General features: G+C 51.8%; 19 protein-coding genes and 1 pseudogene. 9 read left to right on the forward strand and 11 right to left on the reverse strand.

Annotated elements, in window-relative coordinates:
* Nucleotides 1–49: 49 nt before the first annotated feature.
* Nucleotides 50–2,032, reverse strand: coding sequence for a transposase domain-containing protein (locus tag AL515_RS17375; RefSeq protein ID WP_061068292.1), 1,983 nt, complete (start codon nucleotides 2,030–2,032; stop codon nucleotides 50–52).
* Entirely contained in the window at nucleotides 2,032–2,268 is a 237-nt protein-coding gene (locus AL515_RS17380) for a helix-turn-helix domain-containing protein (RefSeq protein ID WP_061068293.1), read from the reverse strand. Before AL515_RS17380 ends, AL515_RS17375 begins: the two co-directional genes overlap by 1 nt.
* A 228-nt stretch (nucleotides 2,269–2,496) precedes the next feature.
* Between AL515_RS17380 and AL515_RS17385 the strand changes: the two genes are divergently transcribed.
* Entirely contained in the window at nucleotides 2,497–2,991 is a 495-nt protein-coding gene (locus tag AL515_RS17385) for a DNA-binding protein (RefSeq protein ID WP_082759588.1), read from the forward strand.
* Between the two features lie 284 nt (nucleotides 2,992–3,275).
* Here AL515_RS17385 and AL515_RS17390 read toward each other — a convergent pair.
* From AL515_RS17390 to xapA, 3 genes and pseudogenes are all read right to left on the reverse strand, one after another.
* A pseudogene (locus AL515_RS17390) lies at nucleotides 3,276–4,013 on the reverse strand (LysR family transcriptional regulator); the annotation flags it as partial.
* Nucleotides 4,014–4,111: 98 nt separating this feature from the next.
* The gene (locus AL515_RS17395) at nucleotides 4,112–5,368 is read right to left on the reverse strand and encodes a nucleoside permease (protein ID WP_061068295.1); all 1,257 of its coding nucleotides are present in this window, start codon (nucleotides 5,366–5,368) and stop codon (nucleotides 4,112–4,114) included.
* 57 nt (nucleotides 5,369–5,425) lie between these two features.
* The gene (xapA, locus tag AL515_RS17400; protein WP_048210993.1) at nucleotides 5,426–6,259 is read right to left on the reverse strand and encodes a xanthosine phosphorylase; all 834 of its coding nucleotides are present in this window, start codon (nucleotides 6,257–6,259) and stop codon (nucleotides 5,426–5,428) included.
* 291 nt (nucleotides 6,260–6,550) lie between these two features.
* Here xapA and AL515_RS17405 point away from each other — a divergent pair, with 291 nt between their 5' ends.
* A complete protein-coding gene (locus AL515_RS17405; RefSeq protein ID WP_061068296.1) occupies nucleotides 6,551–6,889 on the forward strand; it encodes a FlxA-like family protein in 339 nt (112 codons plus the stop codon).
* On the opposite strand, the gene AL515_RS17410 is transcribed toward AL515_RS17405, so the two are convergent.
* Complete coding sequence (locus AL515_RS17410) at nucleotides 6,880–7,806, reverse strand: LysR family transcriptional regulator (protein ID WP_048210991.1); 927 nt, start codon at nucleotides 7,804–7,806, stop codon at nucleotides 6,880–6,882. The two genes, AL515_RS17405 and AL515_RS17410, sit on opposite strands and share 10 nt — an antisense overlap.
* A gap of 89 nt (nucleotides 7,807–7,895) precedes the next feature.
* On the opposite strand from AL515_RS17410, the gene AL515_RS17415 reads away from it, so the two are divergent.
* The gene (locus tag AL515_RS17415; RefSeq protein ID WP_061068297.1) at nucleotides 7,896–8,894 is read left to right on the forward strand and encodes a bile acid:sodium symporter family protein; all 999 of its coding nucleotides are present in this window, start codon (nucleotides 7,896–7,898) and stop codon (nucleotides 8,892–8,894) included.
* Here the strand turns inward: AL515_RS17415 and AL515_RS17420 are convergent.
* The 3 genes from AL515_RS17420 to zipA form a co-directional block, all read right to left on the reverse strand.
* A complete protein-coding gene (locus tag AL515_RS17420; RefSeq protein WP_003038102.1) occupies nucleotides 8,891–9,109 on the reverse strand; it encodes a DUF3820 family protein in 219 nt (72 codons plus the stop codon). The two genes, AL515_RS17415 and AL515_RS17420, sit on opposite strands and share 4 nt — an antisense overlap.
* 1 nt (nucleotide 9,110) lies before the next feature.
* Nucleotides 9,111–11,126, reverse strand: coding sequence for an NAD-dependent DNA ligase LigA (gene ligA / locus AL515_RS17425; protein WP_061068298.1), 2,016 nt, complete (start codon nucleotides 11,124–11,126; stop codon nucleotides 9,111–9,113).
* Nucleotides 11,127–11,197: 71 nt separating this feature from the next.
* Nucleotides 11,198–12,202, reverse strand: a complete 1,005-nt coding sequence (gene zipA, locus AL515_RS17430; RefSeq protein WP_061068299.1) for a cell division protein ZipA — start codon at nucleotides 12,200–12,202, stop codon at nucleotides 11,198–11,200.
* Between the two features lie 230 nt (nucleotides 12,203–12,432).
* Here zipA and cysZ point away from each other — a divergent pair, with 230 nt between their 5' ends.
* From cysZ to crr, 5 genes are all read left to right on the forward strand, one after another.
* Nucleotides 12,433–13,194 (forward strand): sulfate transporter CysZ, encoded by a 762-nt coding sequence (cysZ, locus tag AL515_RS17435; RefSeq protein ID WP_086523404.1) that lies wholly within the window; start codon nucleotides 12,433–12,435, stop codon nucleotides 13,192–13,194.
* Nucleotides 13,195–13,357: 163 nt separating this feature from the next.
* Nucleotides 13,358–14,329 carry a cysteine synthase A gene (gene cysK, locus AL515_RS17440; RefSeq protein WP_003038091.1) on the forward strand — a complete coding sequence of 324 codons (972 nt, stop codon included), beginning with the start codon at nucleotides 13,358–13,360 and terminating at the stop codon, nucleotides 14,327–14,329.
* 383 nt (nucleotides 14,330–14,712) lie between these two features.
* Nucleotides 14,713–14,970: a phosphocarrier protein Hpr gene (gene ptsH / locus AL515_RS17445; RefSeq protein WP_002913505.1), complete on the forward strand. Its 258-nt coding sequence runs from the start codon at nucleotides 14,713–14,715 to the stop codon at nucleotides 14,968–14,970.
* A 45-nt stretch (nucleotides 14,971–15,015) separates the two neighbouring features.
* Complete coding sequence (gene ptsI, locus AL515_RS17450) at nucleotides 15,016–16,743, forward strand: phosphoenolpyruvate-protein phosphotransferase PtsI (RefSeq protein ID WP_005121951.1); 1,728 nt, start codon at nucleotides 15,016–15,018, stop codon at nucleotides 16,741–16,743.
* A 40-nt stretch (nucleotides 16,744–16,783) separates the two neighbouring features.
* On the forward strand, nucleotides 16,784–17,293 hold the full coding sequence (gene crr, locus AL515_RS17455; RefSeq protein WP_000522253.1) for a PTS glucose transporter subunit IIA: 510 nt from the start codon (nucleotides 16,784–16,786) through the stop codon (nucleotides 17,291–17,293).
* Nucleotides 17,294–17,354: 61 nt separating this feature from the next.
* On the opposite strand, the gene AL515_RS17460 is transcribed toward crr, so the two are convergent.
* The gene (locus tag AL515_RS17460) at nucleotides 17,355–17,594 is read right to left on the reverse strand and encodes a hypothetical protein (protein ID WP_048210984.1); all 240 of its coding nucleotides are present in this window, start codon (nucleotides 17,592–17,594) and stop codon (nucleotides 17,355–17,357) included.
* Entirely contained in the window at nucleotides 17,591–18,457 is an 867-nt protein-coding gene (pdxK, locus tag AL515_RS17465; protein WP_061068300.1) for a pyridoxine/pyridoxal/pyridoxamine kinase, read from the reverse strand. The genes AL515_RS17460 and pdxK overlap by 4 nt, the downstream gene beginning before the upstream one ends.
* An 82-nt stretch (nucleotides 18,458–18,539) precedes the next feature.
* Between pdxK and ptsJ the strand changes: the two genes are divergently transcribed.
* On the forward strand, nucleotides 18,540–19,832 hold the full coding sequence (ptsJ, locus tag AL515_RS17470; protein WP_061068301.1) for a MocR-like B6 salvage transcription factor PtsJ: 1,293 nt from the start codon (nucleotides 18,540–18,542) through the stop codon (nucleotides 19,830–19,832).
* Nucleotides 19,833–19,838 lie beyond the last annotated feature (6 nt).

Consider the following 19,838-nt stretch of genomic DNA (forward strand, 5'->3'; position numbering starts at 1 on the left):
GTTAAAACTGATTCACTTCATTCAAAGCGGCGCTCGCAACGTCGCTTTTTTATTTCTGCGACTGTTTCGCTTTATTAACGAACGTCTGAAAAATCACATCATTCTCGGTTTGCGTGTCCTGTATTTCCTCCACTCGTCTGACGGTATTACCCATATTGAATACACGCTCAACAACATGACGTTCCGGCAACTCCGCATGCTCTGTCTTCGGTAGCAGGTCATTAACTTCTATCGCTGTCATACGGTTCAGCGCCTTCGCTGCTTTTTTGGTGCTGCGCATCATTTCACGGCGGGCGCGGTTGTGTTCACGACCAGCTTCAGTATCACCAAACGCCACTGCGGCGCGGCATTCCGCCATACAGAGGAAGCGGCCATCAAGGTCGTAACAGGCCACTTCACTGTGAAGGTTACGCGGGTCAAAACGGACTGTAATTTTGCGGGAGCGATGGCTGACAAGTTGCTCACTCCAGTAGGTGTTCTTGCGGCCAAACAGTGAGCCGCCGCTTTCCATCGTGAATTCTCCGGTTGGTTTCACGCGAACCGACTCTGCCGGCAGCATGAACTGGCGGATTTGTTCTTCAGTTAAACGGGTGATCACAGCCTGGCTGTAGCTTTGTTCAAAAGCCTGATCGAAGGACAGTTCACCCCGGCACATTTCCGTTTTACGCTGGGTTTTCCTGTTAAACATGGCGACGCCTTCACTGATAATTTCCATAAAGGTCTCAACATCAACGGCGCGGCTGCCGTAGTTTTCTGGTTTGGAACTGACATTTTCACCGGCAAATGCGCCAGCCAGAGCCGGGTGTTTATCAATGTATTCACCCAGACCACCCACACCAAAGGCACGTTCTACGGGTTTAGCCTGGCCCCAGCCTTTACCACCGATAACGCCAGTCCAGTGCAGCTTGATACCCAGCAGAGGGATGATCCCCATCGGGTCATCTTCACGTACTTTGAACCGATAGCGGTTAGGAACGCCACCAGACAACCATTTGTTCGCCGCTGCACGGGTGTTGTCTATCGTGATGTGTTGGGGTTTCCCGTAGGTTTTCAGTGTATCCATGAGTGACAGGCGGATACTGTCGCTGTTTTCTGATACATCAGCCCGCCAGCCGACAATTTTGCGGCTGTGGACGTCCTGCCAGAACCATGTTTTAGGGCGGATGATTTCACCGTTAAACCAGCGGACAAACACGTTGTGCTGATAACCGTCACCGTTAATCCATTCCATCGCATGCAGCTGCGCGACGGTGCGCTGTTGAGATGGATGCATCTGCGCCAGGGCGTTTTCACCTTCACGGGTGGCAACGACAATACGCGGATCAACTTCACGCTCCAGCTTACGACGCAGGGTACGTTCAGCCGGTATGGTCCAGCCATGTGTTTCTGCGGCGATTTCCAGCCGTTCATAGCATTTGGAGAAAAACGGTGCTTCGTTGCGCAGGTAATCGCCCAGGAAGAATTGCCAGGCATCATCAGAGATTTCAGCCGAACGTCCCGTAACGCGTTTTTCACGAACCCGGCGATCCAGCAGTACCGGTCCCCAGAGGTCGGGGCTGAAGTCCTTCACTTTGTAGTACAGATTGCGCAGCGTTCCTTCACTGATTTGCAGTTGCTTGGCAGCAAGGGTAATAGCTTTGCGGTTGCCAACACCTGATGCCATCAGCTCAGCCACCAGAGCAGCAGCTTTCGTGCGACGCTCTGCATGCAGTCGCTGTTCGCCTGTTGCTTTCTCCCAGGCTGACCAGAGACGCTGACGTTCAAGGTCGTCAGCAGCCACACGTTCAGGCTCTTGCGGCAAAGTAATGAGTCCGGATGAGGTTTCAATCAACCCACGAGTTGCCAGCAATTCAGCACGAACTTCTGGTGGCAATACTGATATGTGGTATTCAAATGCTTTGGTGCCGGCACGTTTGCGGCGTAGCTCACTGCGACCGCAAACCAGATCCTCAAGTTTTTTCCGGGCATTAGACTCAGCCTGTGGGAAACCACAGACGCCAACGCATTCTTTCACTGATACCCAAAACTCCATTATGCGACCTCTTTAGCAGTCAGATTCTGATAACGCGAAGGCCATATCTCGGATGGCTTCATGTTGAGAAAGTCAGCAATAATTTTTTCCCCTTTAGGCCAGTGGTGACGGAATACGTTACGTAATGTTGATTCCGCTAATCCATGACAACGGGATAACTGACTGGTCGTCATTCCGCGCTTTCTAATCGCTGCTTTGATGTCTTCCGGGTGCCAGTCTTGGCTTTTGGTCATCATTCTGCGATCCTTAAATATTTACTCGTTGCGGTGAACCAAACTGTTCACCTCTACGTGTAAAAATATAGCATACAAAAAATCGAATTCAATCTTTTTATCGATCTTTTGTTGGTTTGATTAAACTTTATTAGATTGAATGTAAGTCTTTGATTTTGATGAAAGCATAATTTCATGCTTAAAAAAATCGAATCGAATTTTTCATGGGTCATAAAAAATCGATAATAGGAGATGATGATGGATGTACAAACTTGGTTTACGGCTCAAGAGTGTGCGGGGATGCCTGGATTCCCAAGTGGAGTATCTAATGTGCGTAAGCAGTTAGAAAAACTCGCTGAGGGGCTGGATGGAGTGCGACGAAAACGAGGAGGGAGTAAAGCCACGGAATACCATATATCGATATTGCCTGCACGGACCCAAAGTTATCTTGGGTATAGCAACAAAGGACAGCCATCTATGGAAGCTGATGATTTAAAAACAAAAAGTGGCTTAGCAAATGATGAGAAGCAAGCACTCTGGATGATGATTTATCAGGGTATGACTGAGGCCCAGCGTGAAGCTGTTATGGAAATATTTATCACTGGTGGCTTAAAGATGCTGATGCCTGCGGTGCTTGAGTTATCTGATTCAAATCCGGTCCGACAGAAAGAGATTTTCGGACAATGTAATTCCGTTGAAAAGGATAGCCCTGCGTCGAATGTAAGCACGCAAAACAAGGCTGGCTGATTATTATGTCAATTGGCTAGCTTTGTTTTGAGCCTCCATGTGATAACGTTTTAAGCCGAATTTAAATCCCATTAAATAGTCGGCGGTACGATCTAACTATACATGACACTTTTTTAGCTTTGATGTCGAACGATCTAAAATTGTCATATTGGGTGGTTTTCTAACAGTTGACTAGCTTTACCTACCTTTAAGCCTTGCCACTCAAGGTTTCCTCCCGCTTGTTCCCACGAACTCCCGGTTGTTTCCGGTTACTCCGTTTGATCCATACATCACTGTCAGTCATCAAGCGTAATCCCAATCCCCATGCTAATCATCGCCAGCACCGTTTGCGGCTCCCTCACCTCACGAATAATCATCGGTGAAAATCCGGCGCTCAGGCAAACGCGCTGTAAAAATGCCCAGTCGGTATGAATGGAGGGCATCGTGACAAAATATTCATTTCTCAACGCTTCCAGCGGTACGGATTCACAGGCGGTAAGAGCATGTTCTTCCGGCATGGCCACCAAAAATGAGGATTCATGTAAGCGCAGGCTGGTAAATCCGGGAGAAGGTTCAGTAGCCATGCGCCAAATTCCCGCATCCAGTTCACGTCTTTCCAGCATCGTCATCTGCATGGCAGGCATGTTCTCGCGAAACTGCACCTCAACGTTGGGATTTTCCTTCAGAAAACGCCGCATCACCGGACGCATTTTTCCCCACATTGCGGTACCAATGACGCCAAGCTCAATTCGCCCTGCCTCACCGCGACCAATCTGTTCCACTCGTGCCAGCGCCTGATTAGCACTGGATAACAGTCTGCGCGATTCTTCCATCAAAATTTTTCCGGCGTGGGTTAACGCCACGCTGCGGGAATGACGGATAAATAGCAACGTGCCGAGCTGCTGTTCCAGCTCTTTGATATGCGTACTGAGCGGCGGTTGCGACATATTCAGGCGAGCAGCAGCGCGTCCAAAATGCAGTTCTTCTGCGACGGCAAGAAAATAACGCAGTAACTTCAGATCGATGCGGTGCGTGCGTTCCATGGATAATGCGCTCCTGAGTGAAGAATAATGCGCAAAGTTACCACATTGCATCGCAGAAAATGAAACGGCGGGTATCAGAACCCGCCGCTAAAGGAGCATTAATGTGCCGGTGATTTCTGCGCCAGTCGTTCAGGCTCATGCTTATATTTAAAGAACAATGCAAAGATAACCGCCAGGACCAGCGCGTAAGCGGCAAACACCAGCCAGATAGTTTGCCAATCCTTGACGCCATCGACAGAAAAATAGTCCACCGCCATCCCGCTCAGGATTGAACCCACCCATGCGCCAATGCCATTTACCATCGTCATAAACAGCCCCTGGGCGCTGGCGCGAATGCTTGAGTCAACTTCCTGCTCGACAAATACCGACCCGGAGATGTTGAAGAAATCAAACGCGCAGCCGTAAACGATCATCGACATAAGCAGCAACACAAAGCCAAACGGGGACGGATCGCCAAAGGCAAAGAAGCCAAAGCGCAGCGTCCACGCCAGCATGCTCATCAGCATCACCGTTTTGATGCCAAAACGTTTGAGGAAGAACGGGATAGTGAGGATAAAGCCCACTTCCGCCATCTGAGAAACCGACAGCAAAATGGAGGGATATTTCACCACAAAGCTGTTGGCAAACTCAGGGTTACGGGCGAAATCATGCAGGAACGGATTACCAAAGACGTTGGTAATTTGCAGCACCGCCCCCAGCATCATGGCAAACAAAAAGAAAATTGCCATGCGCGGATTTTTAAACAAAACAAACGCATCCAGCCCCAGCTTACTGGCCAGCGTGGCGGATTCTTTTTTCTCCGCAACCGGTATTTTCGGCAACGTCAGCGCATACAGAGCCAGCAGCAGCGATGCGCCTGAAGCGATATACAGCTGCGCGCTGCTCAGCTCCAGCCCCATTAAGCTGACCGTCCACATCGCCACAATAAAACCAATCGTGCCAAATACACGAATTGGCGGGAACGCGGTGGCCGGATCCTGACCCGATTGTGCAAGGCATGAATATGAAACGCTGTTCGATAACGCAATCGTCGGCATATACGCCATCGCGTTAACCAACATCACCCAGAACATGGTCTGTGGATCGGTAACGGTTGTGGCGTACAGCAACACGCCAGCACACACCAGGTGACACAGCATATAAGCGCGCTCGGCACGCAGCCACTTATCGGCGATGATTCCCATAATGCCCGGCATAATAATCGCTGCCAGCCCTTTCGAGCTGTAGACCATACCCACATTCGCGCCGGTAAAATCCAGGGTGTTAATCATGTAAGAACCCAGGGTAACCAGCCAGCTACCCCAGATAAAATATTGCAAAAACGACATGAGCTTTAAGCGAGATGCGATACCCATTTTTCCGTTCCTTGCCAAAAAAGTAAGACCCCGCAAGCGAGGTCATGTTTTAATTATTCAGGCCAGTTTGCGCAAAAAGCCGCAGATCAGATTGATAAAATTCTGCTGTGAGAGTTCCGCTGCCGCCAGCGTCTGCGCGTGAGATAACTTCACATCCCCCAAACCTTCCGCCAGGTTGGTGATGGCAGCCACCGCAACCACTTTCAGACCGCAGTGGCGCGCAGAGATAACCTCAGGCACCACCGACATCCCCACCACATCGCCACCAATGATTTGCATCATGCGGATTTCTGCCGCGGTTTCAAAGTTTGGCCCCGGATAAGAGACAAATACGCCTTCGCTCAGCGGAAACCCTTCTTCTGCGGCAACGGTTTGCAGGATTGCACGATAGTCAGCATCATAGGCATTCGCCAGCGAAAAGAATCGCTCGCCAAAACGCTCATCGTTAAGTCCCACCATCGGTGTACCCGGCATCGTATTGATGTGATCGCTAAGCGCAACCAGACTACCTGGCCCGACTTCGGGGCGCAAAGAACCTGCGGCATTGGTACAAAATAACAGTTCACAGCCCAGCAGCTTCAGTGTGCGAATGGCATCGGTCATCACCGTCATGCCACGACCTTCATAAAAATGCCCACGCCCTTTCATACAGGCCACTGGAATACCGGCCAGATTTCCCAGCACCAGCTCACCGGCATGACCATGTACGGTACTGACAGGGAATCCCGGCAATTTCTCGTAAGAGATGGCCACTGCATCCTCGATTTGATCCGCCAACGCGCCGAGGCCTGAGCCAAGAATAAAGGCTACGCGCGGCGTGAAATCGGGTTTGCAACTACGAATGATGTCGGCGCTGTACCAGGGATTTTGCGAGAAAAGAGAGTGACTCATGAGATGTCCTTAATACTGAGTAGTCGAAAATAATGTCGCGTACCGCACTGTTATAGCGAGACTACGCAATCGATTACCAATACCGTTTATCCCGACAACCGATAGTAAATCGGTATGGATGAGTCGCACTAAACCAGCCTGAAATCACATTTTTTTCGGGCCAGAAATGGCACAGAAATAGAGATACATGCAGATTTGGGATTTTTATTATTAAACTCTGCTCGGCCGTATTGTCGCTGAAGTTCTGTTCACTAATGCCGATACTCATGTTTTATGGCGTGAGGAATCCGTATGACAACTATCAACGTTTCCACCCCAACTGTTCAAAGCAGTAGCGGCGGAAAAGCACCAGCCGGGAATGATATCTCCGCACAGATTGCGCAAATCACCCAAAAGATAACCAAGCTAACCCAGCAGCTCAAAGATATCCCCAACAGCGGTGGCACTATTGAGCAGAAACGCGAGCAGCAGGAACTTATTCAGACCCAAATCAAGATGTTACAAGCCCAGTTGGATCAATTGTTGCGTCGGCAGGCCGAGGAGTCGCAGCAAAAGCAAAGCGCCGATCAGAGAAAAGCTGAGGGCATCAACACGGCTTCCGACCAACATCAGGTCGATATTTATATCTGATACAACGGATCGCGGGCACGACCGGCGGTTAATTCACTGGCCTGCATACGCACCACGTCCCACAATGCCTGAGCGGCGGTTGAGAGAGAGCGATTTTTGCGCCGCGCCAACATCAGTTGTCGTTCCACAACAGGCGTCAGGCGCTTAACCTGCAAGTGGCTACCCTGCGGTAAGGGGAGCGCCAGTGCGGGCAGCACGCTGATGCCAATCCCCGCTTCAACCATCGGGAACAGCGTGGCGGGATGACCAATCTCCTGAACAATATTGGCATCAATGGAAAAATGGGCCAGCGCCGCATCGATCAGCGGTCGGCTGCCGGAAGCGTAATCCTGTAACACCAGACGTTCGTGGTACAAATCCTGCCAGTTTACCCACTCACGTTGGGCTAACGGATGATCATGGCGACACAGCAGCAGGAACGGTTCGGACAGTACGGCTTCACATTGCAGGTCGGTCACGGCGCCCGGGTCAATCACAATGCCAAAATCCACCTCTCCCTGACGAATACTCTCCAGTACCCATTGTTGTGGCCTGTCGTGCAGGACAAAATCGATTGCCGGATAAAGCTGGTTGCTCTGCGCAATACACTGCGGAATGAGATGCGCGGAAATCGTCTGGCTGGCAGCAACCCGCACCGTACCGGTTAACTGCGTTCCCACCTGGCCTGCTTCACGCAGCGTACTGTGCAGTTCATCCAGAATACGTTCCAGCCTCGCCGCCAACTGGTGCCCCGCCTCCGTCAGCACCACTTCCCGCGTTGTTCTATCTAACAACCGCACACCCGTCTGCCCTTCCAGCTCTTTCACGCTGTGGCTGACCGCCGACTGGCTTAAGCCGATGATATCCCCCGCCCGGCTAAAACTTTTGGCCTGAGCGACGGTGACAAAGATACGTAATTGACGCAAAGAATAATTCATCGATTCTATTCATATATAGATGCAATAAATCAATTTTATTTCTCAAACGGAAAAACGCAAAATGTTGCTACCGAATTTCAGGAGTCTTTATGAAACTTTTTCGTATTCTTGATCCGTTCACGATAACGCTGATTACCGTTGTTTTACTGGCGTCGTTTTTCCCGGCCGAAGGTGGCTTTGTGCCTTTCTTTGAAGGCTTAACTACCGCCGCCATTGCGCTGCTGTTTTTTATGCACGGCGCAAAACTCTCTCGTGAGGCGATTATTGCCGGCGGTAGCCACTGGCGTTTGCATCTGTGGGTGATGTGCAGCACGTTCGTTGTCTTCCCGGTGCTGGGCGTCCTGTTCGCCTGGTGGGCACCCGTCAACGTTGACCCGATGCTGTACACCGGATTCCTGTACCTGTGTATTTTGCCCGCCACGGTGCAGTCGGCTATCGCCTTTACCTCAATGGCAGGCGGTAACGTTGCCGCCGCCGTGTGTTCCGCTTCGGCCTCCAGTCTGTTGGGTATCTTTCTTTCGCCGCTGCTGGTAGGCCTGGTCATGAATATGCATGGCGCAGAAGGCAGCCTGGAACAGGTGGGGAAAATCATGCTGCAGCTGCTGCTGCCGTTCGTGCTGGGGCATCTCTCGCGACCGTGGATTGGCAACTGGGTGTCAAAACATAAAAAATGGATCGCAAAAACGGATCAATCTTCCATTTTACTGGTGGTTTACTCCGCCTTCAGTGAGGCCGTGGTTAATGGGATCTGGCACAAAGTGGGGGTCGGTTCACTGCTGTTTATCGTGGTTGTTAGCATCATATTGCTGGCAATCGTGATTGCTATCAACGTCTTTGTCGCGAGGAAATGCGGTTTCAGCAAAGCTGATGAAATCACTATTGTCTTCTGCGGATCGAAGAAAAGTCTGGCCAACGGGATCCCCATGGCAAACATCCTGTTTCCGACATCGGTAATTGGTATGATGGTGCTGCCATTGATGATTTTCCACCAAATTCAGCTGATGGTGTGCGCCGTGCTGGCGCGTCGCTACAAACAACAGACGGACGCGCTGCAGGCGCAGCAGAAGAGCCGCGCCGCGAAGGCCTAAAGCGGGCGTTTCAGGGGCTGAACCAGCTGCGTCAGCCCCTCGGTTTTAATCAGCAGCGTGATTTGCATCAGCTCACCCAGTTTGCCCGGCGGAAATTCATCCTTACGGGCAAACCACAGCAGGTACTCTTCCGGTACATCAATCAGCCGACGCCCTTTATATTTGCCAAAGGGCATGACGGTATTGGCGATCTCTACCAGCTGCTCTTTTTCCATCTCAGGCACCCAGCAAGCGGATCATTTCAGCTTCGTCGATAACGGCAATGCCCAACTCCTGCGCTTTTGCCAGTTTAGAGCCCGCCGCTTCCCCCGCAATCACCAGATCGGTTTTCTTCGACACGCTACCGGCCACTTTTGCCCCCAGCTCGGTCAGACGCGCTTTGGCGTCATCGCGTGACATCAGGCTCAGGCTACCGGTCAGCACAATCGTTTTACCGGCAAACGGGCTGTCGATTTCTTCAGCGTTGATAACCACCGGCGCTGGCCAGTGAATCCCCTGCTCCAAAAGCTGGACGATCACTTCGCGGTTACTCTCTTCGGCAAAGAAATTAAACACGTGGGTCGCCACCACGATGCCGACATCCGGCACTTTTTGCAGCTCTTCAACAGAGGCGGCTTCCAGCGCGTCGAGCGTGCCGAAATATGCAGCCAGACCTGCAGCCGTGGCTTCGCCGACTTCTCGAATGCCCAGCGCATAGAGGAAACGGGCAAACGTGGTCTCTTTCGCTTTTTCCAGCGCATTCACTACGTTTTGCGCCGACTTCGGCCCCATACGATCGAGGCCGGTCAGCTTACCGGCGGTCAGCGTGAACAGATCCGCTGGTGTGTGCACGTACTCTTTCTCGACCAGTTGATCGATAATTTTGTCGCCCATACCGTCAACATCCAGAGCACGACGGGAAACGAAGTGTTTGAGTGACTCTTTACGTTGCGCACCACAGATTAAACCGCCAGTGCAGCGAGTAACGGCTTCGCCTTCCACACGCTCAACGTCAGAGTTGCATACCGGACAGTGGGTGGGAAACTCGATTTCGCGCGTATCTTCCGGGCGTTCGGAGAGTACGACGTTCACCACCTGCGGGATGACATCGCCCGCACGGCGAATAACAACTTTGTCGCCAATACGCAAACCCAGCCGCTCGATTTCGTCAGCGTTATGCAGCGTTGCGTTACTCACCAGCACACCAGCCACCTGCACTGGCTCGAGGCGGGCGACAGGCGTAATCGCGCCGGTACGACCGACCTGAAACTCAACGTCGCGAACAAAAGTCATCTGTTCCTGCGCCGGGAACTTAAAAGCTACCGCCCAGCGCGGTGCGCGGGCAACAAAGCCCAGTTGCTCCTGCAGCGCCATGGAGTTAACTTTGACAACCACGCCGTCAATATCGAATCCAAGCGTTGGCCGGTCTTCTTCAACCTTATGATAGTAAGCGAGTACTTCCTCCGGAGAGTCGCACAACGTTACCCTGTTGCTGACCGGGAGGCCCCACGCTTTAAACTGCAGCAGGCGACCCAGATGGGTATCGGGCAGTTCGCCGCCTTCCAGCACGCCGACGCCATAGCAGAAGAAAGTAAGCGGTCGCTTCGCTGTAATACGCGGATCGAGCTGACGCAGTGACCCAGCCGCCGCATTACGCGGGTTAGCAAACACTTTGTTGCCAGTGCGGCGGGCTTCTTCGTTGATTTTTTCAAACCCGGCCTGCGGCAAAAACACTTCGCCGCGCACTTCCAGGCGAGCCGGAATATTATCGCCACGCAGTTTTAACGGGATCGCGCGGATGGTGCGCACGTTCGAGGTAATGTCTTCCCCGGTGGTGCCATCGCCGCGCGTTGCGGCGCTAACCAGCACGCCGTTTTCATAGAGAATACTCACCGCCAGTCCGTCAAGCTTCAGCTCACAGCACCAGGTTAGTTTGTCCGTACTCTTCAGTCGGTCCTGTACGCGCTTGTTAAAGGCGAGAAAACTCTCTTCATCAAACACGTTATCCAGCGACAGCATCGGCACTTCATGGCGAATCTGACTGAACGCCGTTAACGGGGCGGCGCCAACGCGTTGGGTTGGCGAGTCAGGGGTAATAAGGTCCGGATGCTGCGCTTCCAGCTCGCGGAGTTCGCGCAGCAGACGATCGTATTCCGCATCGGGAATTTCCGGCGCGTCCATCACATGGTAGAGATACTCATGATGGCGAAGCGTGGTTCGCAGTTCTGTCAGTTGTTGTTCGATTGATTCCATATCGCACCATCAATGATAAAAAACCCCCGACAGGCGGGGGTTTAGCAAGGAGATGTCACGCCAAAGGAGAATCAGGCGCGAGATTCTTTAACTTCGCGGATGCGGTCCTGATACTCGCGCAGTTTCTGCGGCGTCATCATACGACGTTGATCGTCGAGCACCACACCGCCCACTTCATCGGCAATGTGCTGTGCGGACTGCAGCATCAGCTTGAAGTTTTGCAGCTCGTCACCATAGGACGGAACCTGCATAAAGATAGTGACGCCCGGCGTGCTGAAATCGCCGGTCATCTCAGGGTCAAACGTCCCTGGGTTAACCATATTGGCAAGACTGAACAGCGACGGGCCACTACCATCCGGGCTGAGATGACGATGGAAAATATTCATATCGCCAAATTTAAAACCAGCCTGCTGAATGCTGTTGAGCAACACTTCACCGTTGAGCTCGCTGCCGTGATGCGCCGCAACGTTCATAATGATGACCGCTTCTTTACGCTGCGGTTTTTCAGCTACGGGCGCTTCTTCAACAACCGGTTCAGGCTGCGGTTGCTGTTCAACAACAGGCTCTGCTGGCTGGAAGGTCTGTGGCGCAGGTTGTGGCGCGGGCTGCTGAACCTGCGGCGCAACGGGCTGATGTTGCATCGGCTGCTGCGCAGGTTGCTGCTGAACAGGCTGATGTTGCACCGGCTGCTGCGGTTGTACGGGCTGCGGCGGCTGCTGAACATGCGGCGGCGGTACAGGCGCTTGTGCAGGCTGCTGCGCGTGTTGACGCGGCTGAGCAGACGCATAAGGCGGCTGGTACTGGTGTTGCGGCGACTGAGGAGGAACACCATGTTCCTGAGCGCTGCCGGGAGCATGATTCACACGATGCACGCGGACTTCGCCCACGCCTTCGTCTTCCTCGACGTTGTCGTCGTAGGAATCCTCGTCATCACGTTTAGACTTCATGCGTTTCAGTGGGCGATCGCGGAATATAGAAGACCGTTCTTTACGGCTAGTCCAGAAACCATGTACCAGTAAAGCGATTATGGCGATCGCGCCAACAATGATTAATATCAGACGCAAATCCTGCATCATTATATTCTCTGTTGTTCTAACACCTTGCCACCACGGCAAACATTTACTCACTAAGAGTATTTGCCGATTACGCCAAGTGCAAGTGCACTCTTGGCTTTCACGGCATAAAGATGAATAAAAACGTGCTTTTTGCTGTTTTTTCGAACATTTCTGAACAGCCTAACGCTCAACAACCCGGTAAGATACGCAAAGTTTACCAGAGCTCATATAACAAGGAGTATGTCCTGACCATGGTTTCATCATCTGCAGTTGTACCTCGCAGCGGTTTTTATTACTTTTCTCAGGGATGGAAACTCATCACTCAACCGGGAATTCGTCGCTTTGTTATCCTGCCTTTACTGGTGAATATTCTGCTAATGGGCGGCGCATTCTGGTGGCTGTTTACGCAACTGGACAGTTGGATCCCTGCGCTGATGAGCCACGTCCCGAACTGGCTACAGTGGCTTAGCTATTTGCTATGGCCGATTGTCACGATCTCCGTGCTACTGGTGTTTGGCTACCTGTTCTCTACCATCGCCAACTGGATTGCCGCACCGTTTAACGGCTTGTTGGCAGAACAACTCGAAGCCCGCCTGACAGGTGCAACACCGCCTGACACTGGCGTTCTTGGCATCATGAAAGATGTGCCCCGTATTATGAAGCGCGAATGGCAAAAGCTGGCGTGGTATCTCCCGCGCGCCTTTGTGTTACTGCTCCTCTATTTTATCCCCGGCGTGGGGCAGACCGTTGCCCCGGTACTGTGGTTCCTGTTCAGTGCGTGGATGCTGGCTATTCAATATTGTGATTATCCGTTCGACAACCACAAAGTGCCCTTTAAAGAGATGCGTATCGCCCTGCGCACACGCAAAGTCACCAACATGCAGTTCGGTGCGCTAACCAGTCTGTTTACGATGATCCCGGTGCTCAATCTGTTCATCATGCCGGTTGCGGTTTGTGGTGCCACGGCGATGTGGGTAGACTGCTATCGTGCTAAACACGCGTTATGGAAGTAATGCAAAAATGTGTAAAACAGGGGGGGCTTATGCCGTCCCTTATTCCATACTGACGTCGAATATTTCCTTTCTGAATATAGATATGCTAAATCCTTACTTCCCCATACTTTCTCAACAGGTATGCTGAAGCGGTATCCCAATTTCATACAGTTAAGGACAGGCCATGAGTAAGATTTTTGAAGACAACTCGCTGACTATCGGTCATACGCCGCTGGTTCGACTGAACCGTATCGGTAACGGACGCATTCTGGCGAAGGTGGAGTCACGTAACCCGAGCTTCAGCGTCAAATGCCGTATCGGTGCCAATATGATTTGGGATGCCGAAAAACGTGGTGTACTGAAGCCGGGCGTTGAGTTGGTCGAACCAACCAGCGGCAACACCGGGATCGCGCTGGCCTACGTTGCTGCCGCCCGTGGTTACAAACTCACCCTGACGATGCCAGAAACCATGAGCATTGAGCGTCGCAAGTTGCTGAAGGCATTGGGTGCAAACCTGGTGCTGACCGAAGGCGCGAAAGGCATGAAGGGCGCGATTCAAAAGGCAGAAGAGATTGTTGCCAGCGACCCAGAAAAATTCCTGCTGCTTCAGCAATTCAGCAACCCGGCTAACCCGGAAATCCACGAGAAAACTACCGGCCCGGAAATCTGGGAAGATACCGATGGTCAGGTTGATGTGTTTATCTCTGGCGTAGGTACCGGCGGTACGCTGACCGGGGTGACTCGCTACATTAAAGGGACCAAGGGCAAAACGGACCTCATCACCGTTGCCGTTGAGCCGACAGACTCTCCGGTTATCGCCCAGGCGCTGGCGGGTGAAGAACTTAAACCAGGTCCACATAAAATTCAGGGCATCGGTGCAGGCTTCATTCCAGGCAACCTTGATCTGAAACTTATCGATAAAGTCGTCGCTATCACCAATGATGAAGCAATCTCTACTGCGCGTCGCCTGATGGAAGAAGAAGGTATTCTGGCAGGTATCTCTTCAGGTGCTGCCGTTGCTGCCGCGCTTAAGCTGCAGGAAGATGAAACCTTTACCAATAAGAATATAGTGGTTATTCTACCGTCATCGGGTGAGCGTTATCTGAGCACAGCACTGTTTGCCGATCTCTTCACTGAGAAAGAACTGCAACAGTAATGCCAGCATGTTAAAAACGCGTAAAAAAGCACCCTTTTGGGTGCTTTTTTGTGGCCTGCTTCAAAGTTTCAACCCACCTGGCATTGATTCAGCCCGCCGGAACTGGTATTTAACCAAACTAATTATTTTGATGCGCGAAATTAATCGTTACAGGAAAAGCGCTAGCTGAATCGATTTTATGATTTGGTTCAACTCTTCCTTTCGCGGCATAATGTTTAATGACGAACGAAACGTCAGCGGCAAGAAGTTGCCAGCAACGGATTGCACCGAACTCCTTTTGTGTCGCGTCCTGTTTACGTCGACGCTAACAATACAGGCTAAAGTTGAACCGCCAGGCTAGACTTTAGTTCCACAACACTAAACCTATAAGTTGGGGAAATATAATGTTCCAGCAAGAAGTTACCATTACCGCTCCGAACGGTCTGCATACTCGCCCTGCTGCTCAATTTGTTAAAGAAGCAAAAGGCTTTACGTCTGAAATCACTGTGACTTCCAACGGCAAAAGCGCTAGCGCAAAAAGCCTGTTTAAGCTGCAGACTCTGGGCCTGACTCAGGGCACCGTTGTTACCCTTTCCGCAGAAGGCGAAGACGAGCAGAAAGCAGTTGAGCATCTGGTTAAACTGATGGCTGAACTCGAGTAAGTTCAACGAGTTCTTTTAAATATCAGTCACAAGTAAGGTAGGGTTATGATTTCAGGCATTTTAGCATCCCCGGGTATCGCTTTCGGCAAGGCACTGCTGCTGAAAGAAGACGAAATCGTCATTGACCGGAAAAAAATTTCTGCCGACAAGGTTGATCAGGAAGTTGAACGTTTTCTGAGCGGTCGTGCCAAGGCATCTGCGCAACTGGAAGCGATCAAAACCAAAGCTGGTGAAACATTCGGTGAAGAAAAAGAAGCCATCTTTGAAGGGCATATTATGCTGCTCGAAGATGAGGAGCTGGAGCAGGAAATCATAGCCCTGATTAAAGATAAGCACATGACGGCTGACGCCGCTGCGCATGAGATTATCGAAGGTCAGGCCACAGCCCTGGAAGAGCTGGATGATGAATACCTGAAAGAACGTGCGGCTGACGTACGTGACATCGGTAAACGCCTGCTGCGTAACATCCTGGGTCTGGCAATTATCGACCTGAGCGCTATCCAGGAGGAAGTTATCCTGGTTGCCGCTGACTTGACCCCGTCAGAAACTGCACAGCTGAACCTCGAGAAGGTGCTGGGTTTCATCACTGACGCAGGTGGACGTACCTCCCATACCTCAATCATGGCGCGTTCTTTGGAACTGCCTGCCATCGTCGGTACTGGTAGCGTCACCTCTCAGGTGAAAAACGACGACTATCTGATTCTGGATGCCGTAAACAATCAGGTTTACGTCAACCCAACTAACGACGTTATCGAACAACTGCGTGCCGTTCAGGAGCAGGTTGCTACCGAGAAAGCGGAACTCGCTAAGCTGAAAGATCTGCCGGCTATCACGCTGGACGGACATCAGGTTGAAGTGTGTGCCAACATTGGTACCGTTCGTGACGTTGAAGGCGCTGAGCGTAATGGCGCTGAAGGCGTGGGTCTGTATCGTACCGAATTCCTGTTCATGGACCGTGAATCGCTGCCAACTGAAGAAGAACAGTTTGCTGCGTATAAAGCCGTTGCTGAAGCGTGTGGCTCTCAGGCGGTTATCGTCCGTACCATGGACATTGGCGGCGATAAAGAACTGCCGTACATGAATTTCCCGAAAGAAGAGAACCCGTTCCTGGGCTGGCGTGCCGTGCGTATCGCGATGGATCGTAAAGAGATCCTGCGTGACCAGGTTCGCGCTATTCTGCGTGCCTCTGCTTTCGGCAAACTGCGCATCATGTTCCCGATGATTATCTCTGTTGAAGAAGTGCGCGCACTGCGCAAAGAGATCGAAATCTACAAACAGGAACTGCGCGACGAAGGTAAAGCATTCGACGAAAGCATTGAGATTGGCGTGATGGTGGAAACACCGGCTGCGGCAACCATTGCGCGTCATTTAGCCAAAGAAGTTGATTTCTTTAGTATCGGTACCAATGATTTAACGCAGTACACCCTGGCAGTTGACCGTGGTAATGATATGATTTCACACCTTTACCAACCGATGTCGCCATCTGTTCTGACGCTTATCAAGCAAGTTATTGATGCTTCTCATGCTGAAGGCAAATGGACTGGCATGTGTGGTGAGCTTGCAGGCGACGAACGTGCTACACTTCTGTTGCTGGGGATGGGTCTGGACGAATTCTCTATGAGCGCCATTTCTATCCCGCGCATTAAGAAGATTATCCGTAACACGAACTTCGAAGATGCGAAGGTGTTAGCAGAGCAGGCTCTTGCTCAACCGACAACGGACGAGTTAATGACGCTGGTTAACAAGTTCATTGAAGAAAAAACAATCTGCTAATCCACGAGATGCGGCCCAATTTACTGCTTAGGAGAAGATCATGGGTTTGTTCGATAAACTGAAATCTCTGGTTTCTGATGATAAGAAAGACACCGGAACTATTGAGATTGTTGCTCCGCTCTCTGGCGAGATCGTCAACATCGAAGACGTGCCGGATGTAGTTTTTGCTGAAAAAATCGTTGGTGATGGTATTGCTATCAAACCAACCGGTAACAAAATGGTTGCTCCTGTAGATGGCACCATCGGCAAAATCTTTGAAACTAACCATGCGTTCTCTATCGAATCTGATAGCGGCATTGAGCTGTTTGTTCACTTCGGTATTGATACCGTTGAACTGAAAGGCGAAGGTTTCAAGCGTATCGCTGAAGAAGGTCAGCGCGTGAAAGTGGGCGACCCGGTTATTGAATTCGATCTGCCGCTGCTGGAAGAAAAAGCCAAGTCTACCCTGACTCCGGTTGTTATCTCCAACATGGACGAAATCAAAGAACTGATCAAACTGTCCGGTAGCGTGACCGTGGGTGAAACCCCGGTTATCCGCATCAAGAAGTAATTCTTGCCGCAGAGAAAAATGGCGCCGATTGGCGCCATTTTTTTATACACTTCATCCGCCATTAAATGTGCGCGGTCATCGGTCGATAATACGCTTCGCGCATCAGGATTTTCATGCCCTCCGGTCCGCTTTCCAGCATCCGTCGTTCCGAATCCGCCACCAACAACTCACAGTCGTAACCACCCGCAATGCCAAACATGGCCCGCGCCACGCAGATATCTTCCAGCGCTTCTGTCCCGCTGGTGTCAAAATGTCCAACCATACGCCCATTCTGGCGAACCACCAGCCGGTAACTCTTCATCGCGACTCCCCTGCCGGTGGCAGAATTAATTCATCACAACCGCACTGGTGCGTCCACGTCATCACGTCCAGCACCCGCTGTGCAGCGTCATGCGTGGCAGCAGTGAGTGGTTTCCCCAGCACGATACCGCTCACCAGTTCAGCGCAGAACAGATCGCCGGTGCCCTTCAGGTCCGTTTTCACCCGCGGATGGGCTAGCACCTCAACCGTTTCAGCTGTCACAACGGCAACCTGAATGACCTCCTCGGTTTCTCCCGGTGCGCTGGTGATCACCACCCATTTCAGCGTATCAGTGAGCAGCGATTTGGCTGCCGATATCGCTTCATCCAGCGTGCGACACGGTTTACCGCTCAATATCTGCAGCTCAAACACGTTTGGCGTCAGTCCCTGTGCCAGCGGTAACAGATGTTTGCGATACGCCTGCGGTATTTCAGCCTTTACGTACATGCCGCTGTCCGTATCGCCAATCACCGGATCGACCAGAATACACAGATCCGGGTGGGTAGCCCGAACGGTCTCCAGCCACTGTGCCAACAGAGCGATTTGTTCCGCACTGCCCATATACCCCGTGGTCACCGCTTTTAGCTCACGTAACGCATCGCGCTCATTTAAGGCGCGAAGATAGCCGCTAAACCAGTCGGCCGGGATAACACCACCATAAAAGGTCTCATAATGCGGTGTATTACTGAACAGCACCGTTGGGATCGCGGTGACGCGTAATCCCTGCGCTTTGATGGCTGGGACGGCGATACTGTTGCCTACGCTGCCATACACCACCTGTGACTGGACGGCGACAATATCGGTTTGTAACGCCCGATGCTTGTCGTCGAAGAGCACTGACTGAATATCACTCCCCTGCTCCATAAATCTCTCCTCTCGCTGGACAGCGGGCTAACGCCTCACTATTATCGTCATATGCTAAAATTCATTTTGTCATAGGTCAATAATGATCGACGGAAAAACCGCTAACGAAATTTTTGACAGTATTCGTCAACATGTCGCTACAGGCACGTTGGCAGCAGGAGAAACGTTGCCACCGGTGCGTGAACTCGCAACAGCATTGAACGTTAACCGTAATACTGTCGCGGCGGCTTATAAACGCCTTGTCACCTCCGGACTGGCGCAGAGCCTCGGACGCAATGGCACGGTGATCAAAGAAATTTCTGCCCCCGTTGCGCTGGAAGGTGGAAACCCGGATACCCCGCTTACCGACCTTTCCGGCGGTAACCCTGCGCCAACTTGTCTCCCCGATCTCAGCCGTTATTTCGCGCAAATAAATAAGAATCCACGTCTGTATGGCGATGCCGTCGTATCGCCTGAGCTTAAAACCTGGGCCACACGCTGGATGCAGGATGCCCTCCCTGGCGTGGGGGAAATTGATATCACCAGCGGTGCTATTGATGCCATTGAACGGCTACTGTGCGCCCATTTATTGCCGGGCGATAGCGTCGCGGTAGAAGATCCCTGCTTTTTAAGTAGCATCAATATGTTGCGTTATGCGGGATTCTCAGCGAGCCCGGTCACCGTAGACAACGAAGGCATGCAACCCGACATGCTGGAGGCTGCGTTACAAAGAGGTGCGCGGGCGGTGATCCTGACGCCGCGGGCTCACAACCCAACGGGATGTAGCCTGAGTGCCCCACGCGCCGCCCGGATACAAAAAATCCTGGCCCGCTATCCGCAGACGCTGGTGATCGTCGACGACCACTTTGCGCTGCTATCTGCTTGCCACTGGTATCCGGTGATTGCGAAGGAAACCAAGCACTGGGCGGTTGTCCGCTCGATGTCAAAAACGTTAGGACCAGATTTACGCCTGGCCATTGTGGCCAGCGATCCGGTCACTTCAGCGAAACTGCGGTTACGACTCAACTCCGGTAGCCAGTGGGTCAGCCATCTGCTTCAGGATTTAGCCTGCGCCTGCCTGAGCGACGAAGAGTATCAACATAAGCTGGTGCAGACTCAGCAGTTTTACGCAACACAGCAGCAAAAACTGACCACCGCTCTCAGAGGATATGGCATTGATCTGCCCGTCGCTGATGGTCTGAATCTGTGGCTGCCTCTGGCGCACCACAGTCAATCACTTGCTTTTGCCCTGGCAAAATCCGGTTGGCTGGTACGCGAAGGCGAGGTATTTGGTGTGAATACACCATCGCACGGTCTGCGCATTACGCTGTCGACCTTAAACGACAACGATATTCATAAGCTGGCGGCTGATATTCATCAGGCGCAAAAGCGCTAACAGGAG

This window comes from Citrobacter sp. FDAARGOS_156 (assembly GCF_001559235.2).
Taxonomy (GTDB): domain Bacteria; phylum Pseudomonadota; class Gammaproteobacteria; order Enterobacterales; family Enterobacteriaceae; genus Citrobacter; species Citrobacter youngae.

Bases quoted from the DNA above. Each gene is read 5' to 3' on its own strand.
- AL515_RS17375 (WP_061068292.1), bottom strand. From the start codon at position 2,032: ATGGAGTTTTGGGTATCAGTGAAAGAATGCGTTGGCGTCTGTGGTTTC.
- AL515_RS17380 (WP_061068293.1), bottom strand. From the start codon at position 2,268: ATGATGACCAAAAGCCAAGACTGGCACCCGGAAGACATCAAAGCAGCG.
- AL515_RS17385 (WP_082759588.1), top strand. From the start codon at position 2,497: ATGATGATGGATGTACAAACTTGGTTTACGGCTCAAGAGTGTGCGGGG.
- AL515_RS17395 (WP_061068295.1), bottom strand. From the start codon at position 5,368: ATGGGTATCGCATCTCGCTTAAAGCTCATGTCGTTTTTGCAATATTTT.
- xapA (WP_048210993.1), bottom strand. From the start codon at position 6,259: ATGAGTCACTCTCTTTTCTCGCAAAATCCCTGGTACAGCGCCGACATC.
- AL515_RS17405 (WP_061068296.1), top strand. From the start codon at position 6,551: ATGACAACTATCAACGTTTCCACCCCAACTGTTCAAAGCAGTAGCGGC.
- AL515_RS17410 (WP_048210991.1), bottom strand. From the start codon at position 7,806: ATGAATTATTCTTTGCGTCAATTACGTATCTTTGTCACCGTCGCTCAG.
- AL515_RS17415 (WP_061068297.1), top strand. From the start codon at position 7,896: ATGAAACTTTTTCGTATTCTTGATCCGTTCACGATAACGCTGATTACC.
- AL515_RS17420 (WP_003038102.1), bottom strand. From the start codon at position 9,109: ATGGAAAAAGAGCAGCTGGTAGAGATCGCCAATACCGTCATGCCCTTT.
- ligA (WP_061068298.1), bottom strand. From the start codon at position 11,126: ATGGAATCAATCGAACAACAACTGACAGAACTGCGAACCACGCTTCGC.
- zipA (WP_061068299.1), bottom strand. From the start codon at position 12,202: ATGATGCAGGATTTGCGTCTGATATTAATCATTGTTGGCGCGATCGCC.
- cysZ (WP_086523404.1), top strand. From the start codon at position 12,433: ATGGTTTCATCATCTGCAGTTGTACCTCGCAGCGGTTTTTATTACTTT.
- cysK (WP_003038091.1), top strand. From the start codon at position 13,358: ATGAGTAAGATTTTTGAAGACAACTCGCTGACTATCGGTCATACGCCG.
- ptsH (WP_002913505.1), top strand. From the start codon at position 14,713: ATGTTCCAGCAAGAAGTTACCATTACCGCTCCGAACGGTCTGCATACT.
- ptsI (WP_005121951.1), top strand. From the start codon at position 15,016: ATGATTTCAGGCATTTTAGCATCCCCGGGTATCGCTTTCGGCAAGGCA.
- crr (WP_000522253.1), top strand. From the start codon at position 16,784: ATGGGTTTGTTCGATAAACTGAAATCTCTGGTTTCTGATGATAAGAAA.
- AL515_RS17460 (WP_048210984.1), bottom strand. From the start codon at position 17,594: ATGAAGAGTTACCGGCTGGTGGTTCGCCAGAATGGGCGTATGGTTGGA.
- pdxK (WP_061068300.1), bottom strand. From the start codon at position 18,457: ATGGAGCAGGGGAGTGATATTCAGTCAGTGCTCTTCGACGACAAGCAT.
- ptsJ (WP_061068301.1), top strand. From the start codon at position 18,540: ATGATCGACGGAAAAACCGCTAACGAAATTTTTGACAGTATTCGTCAA.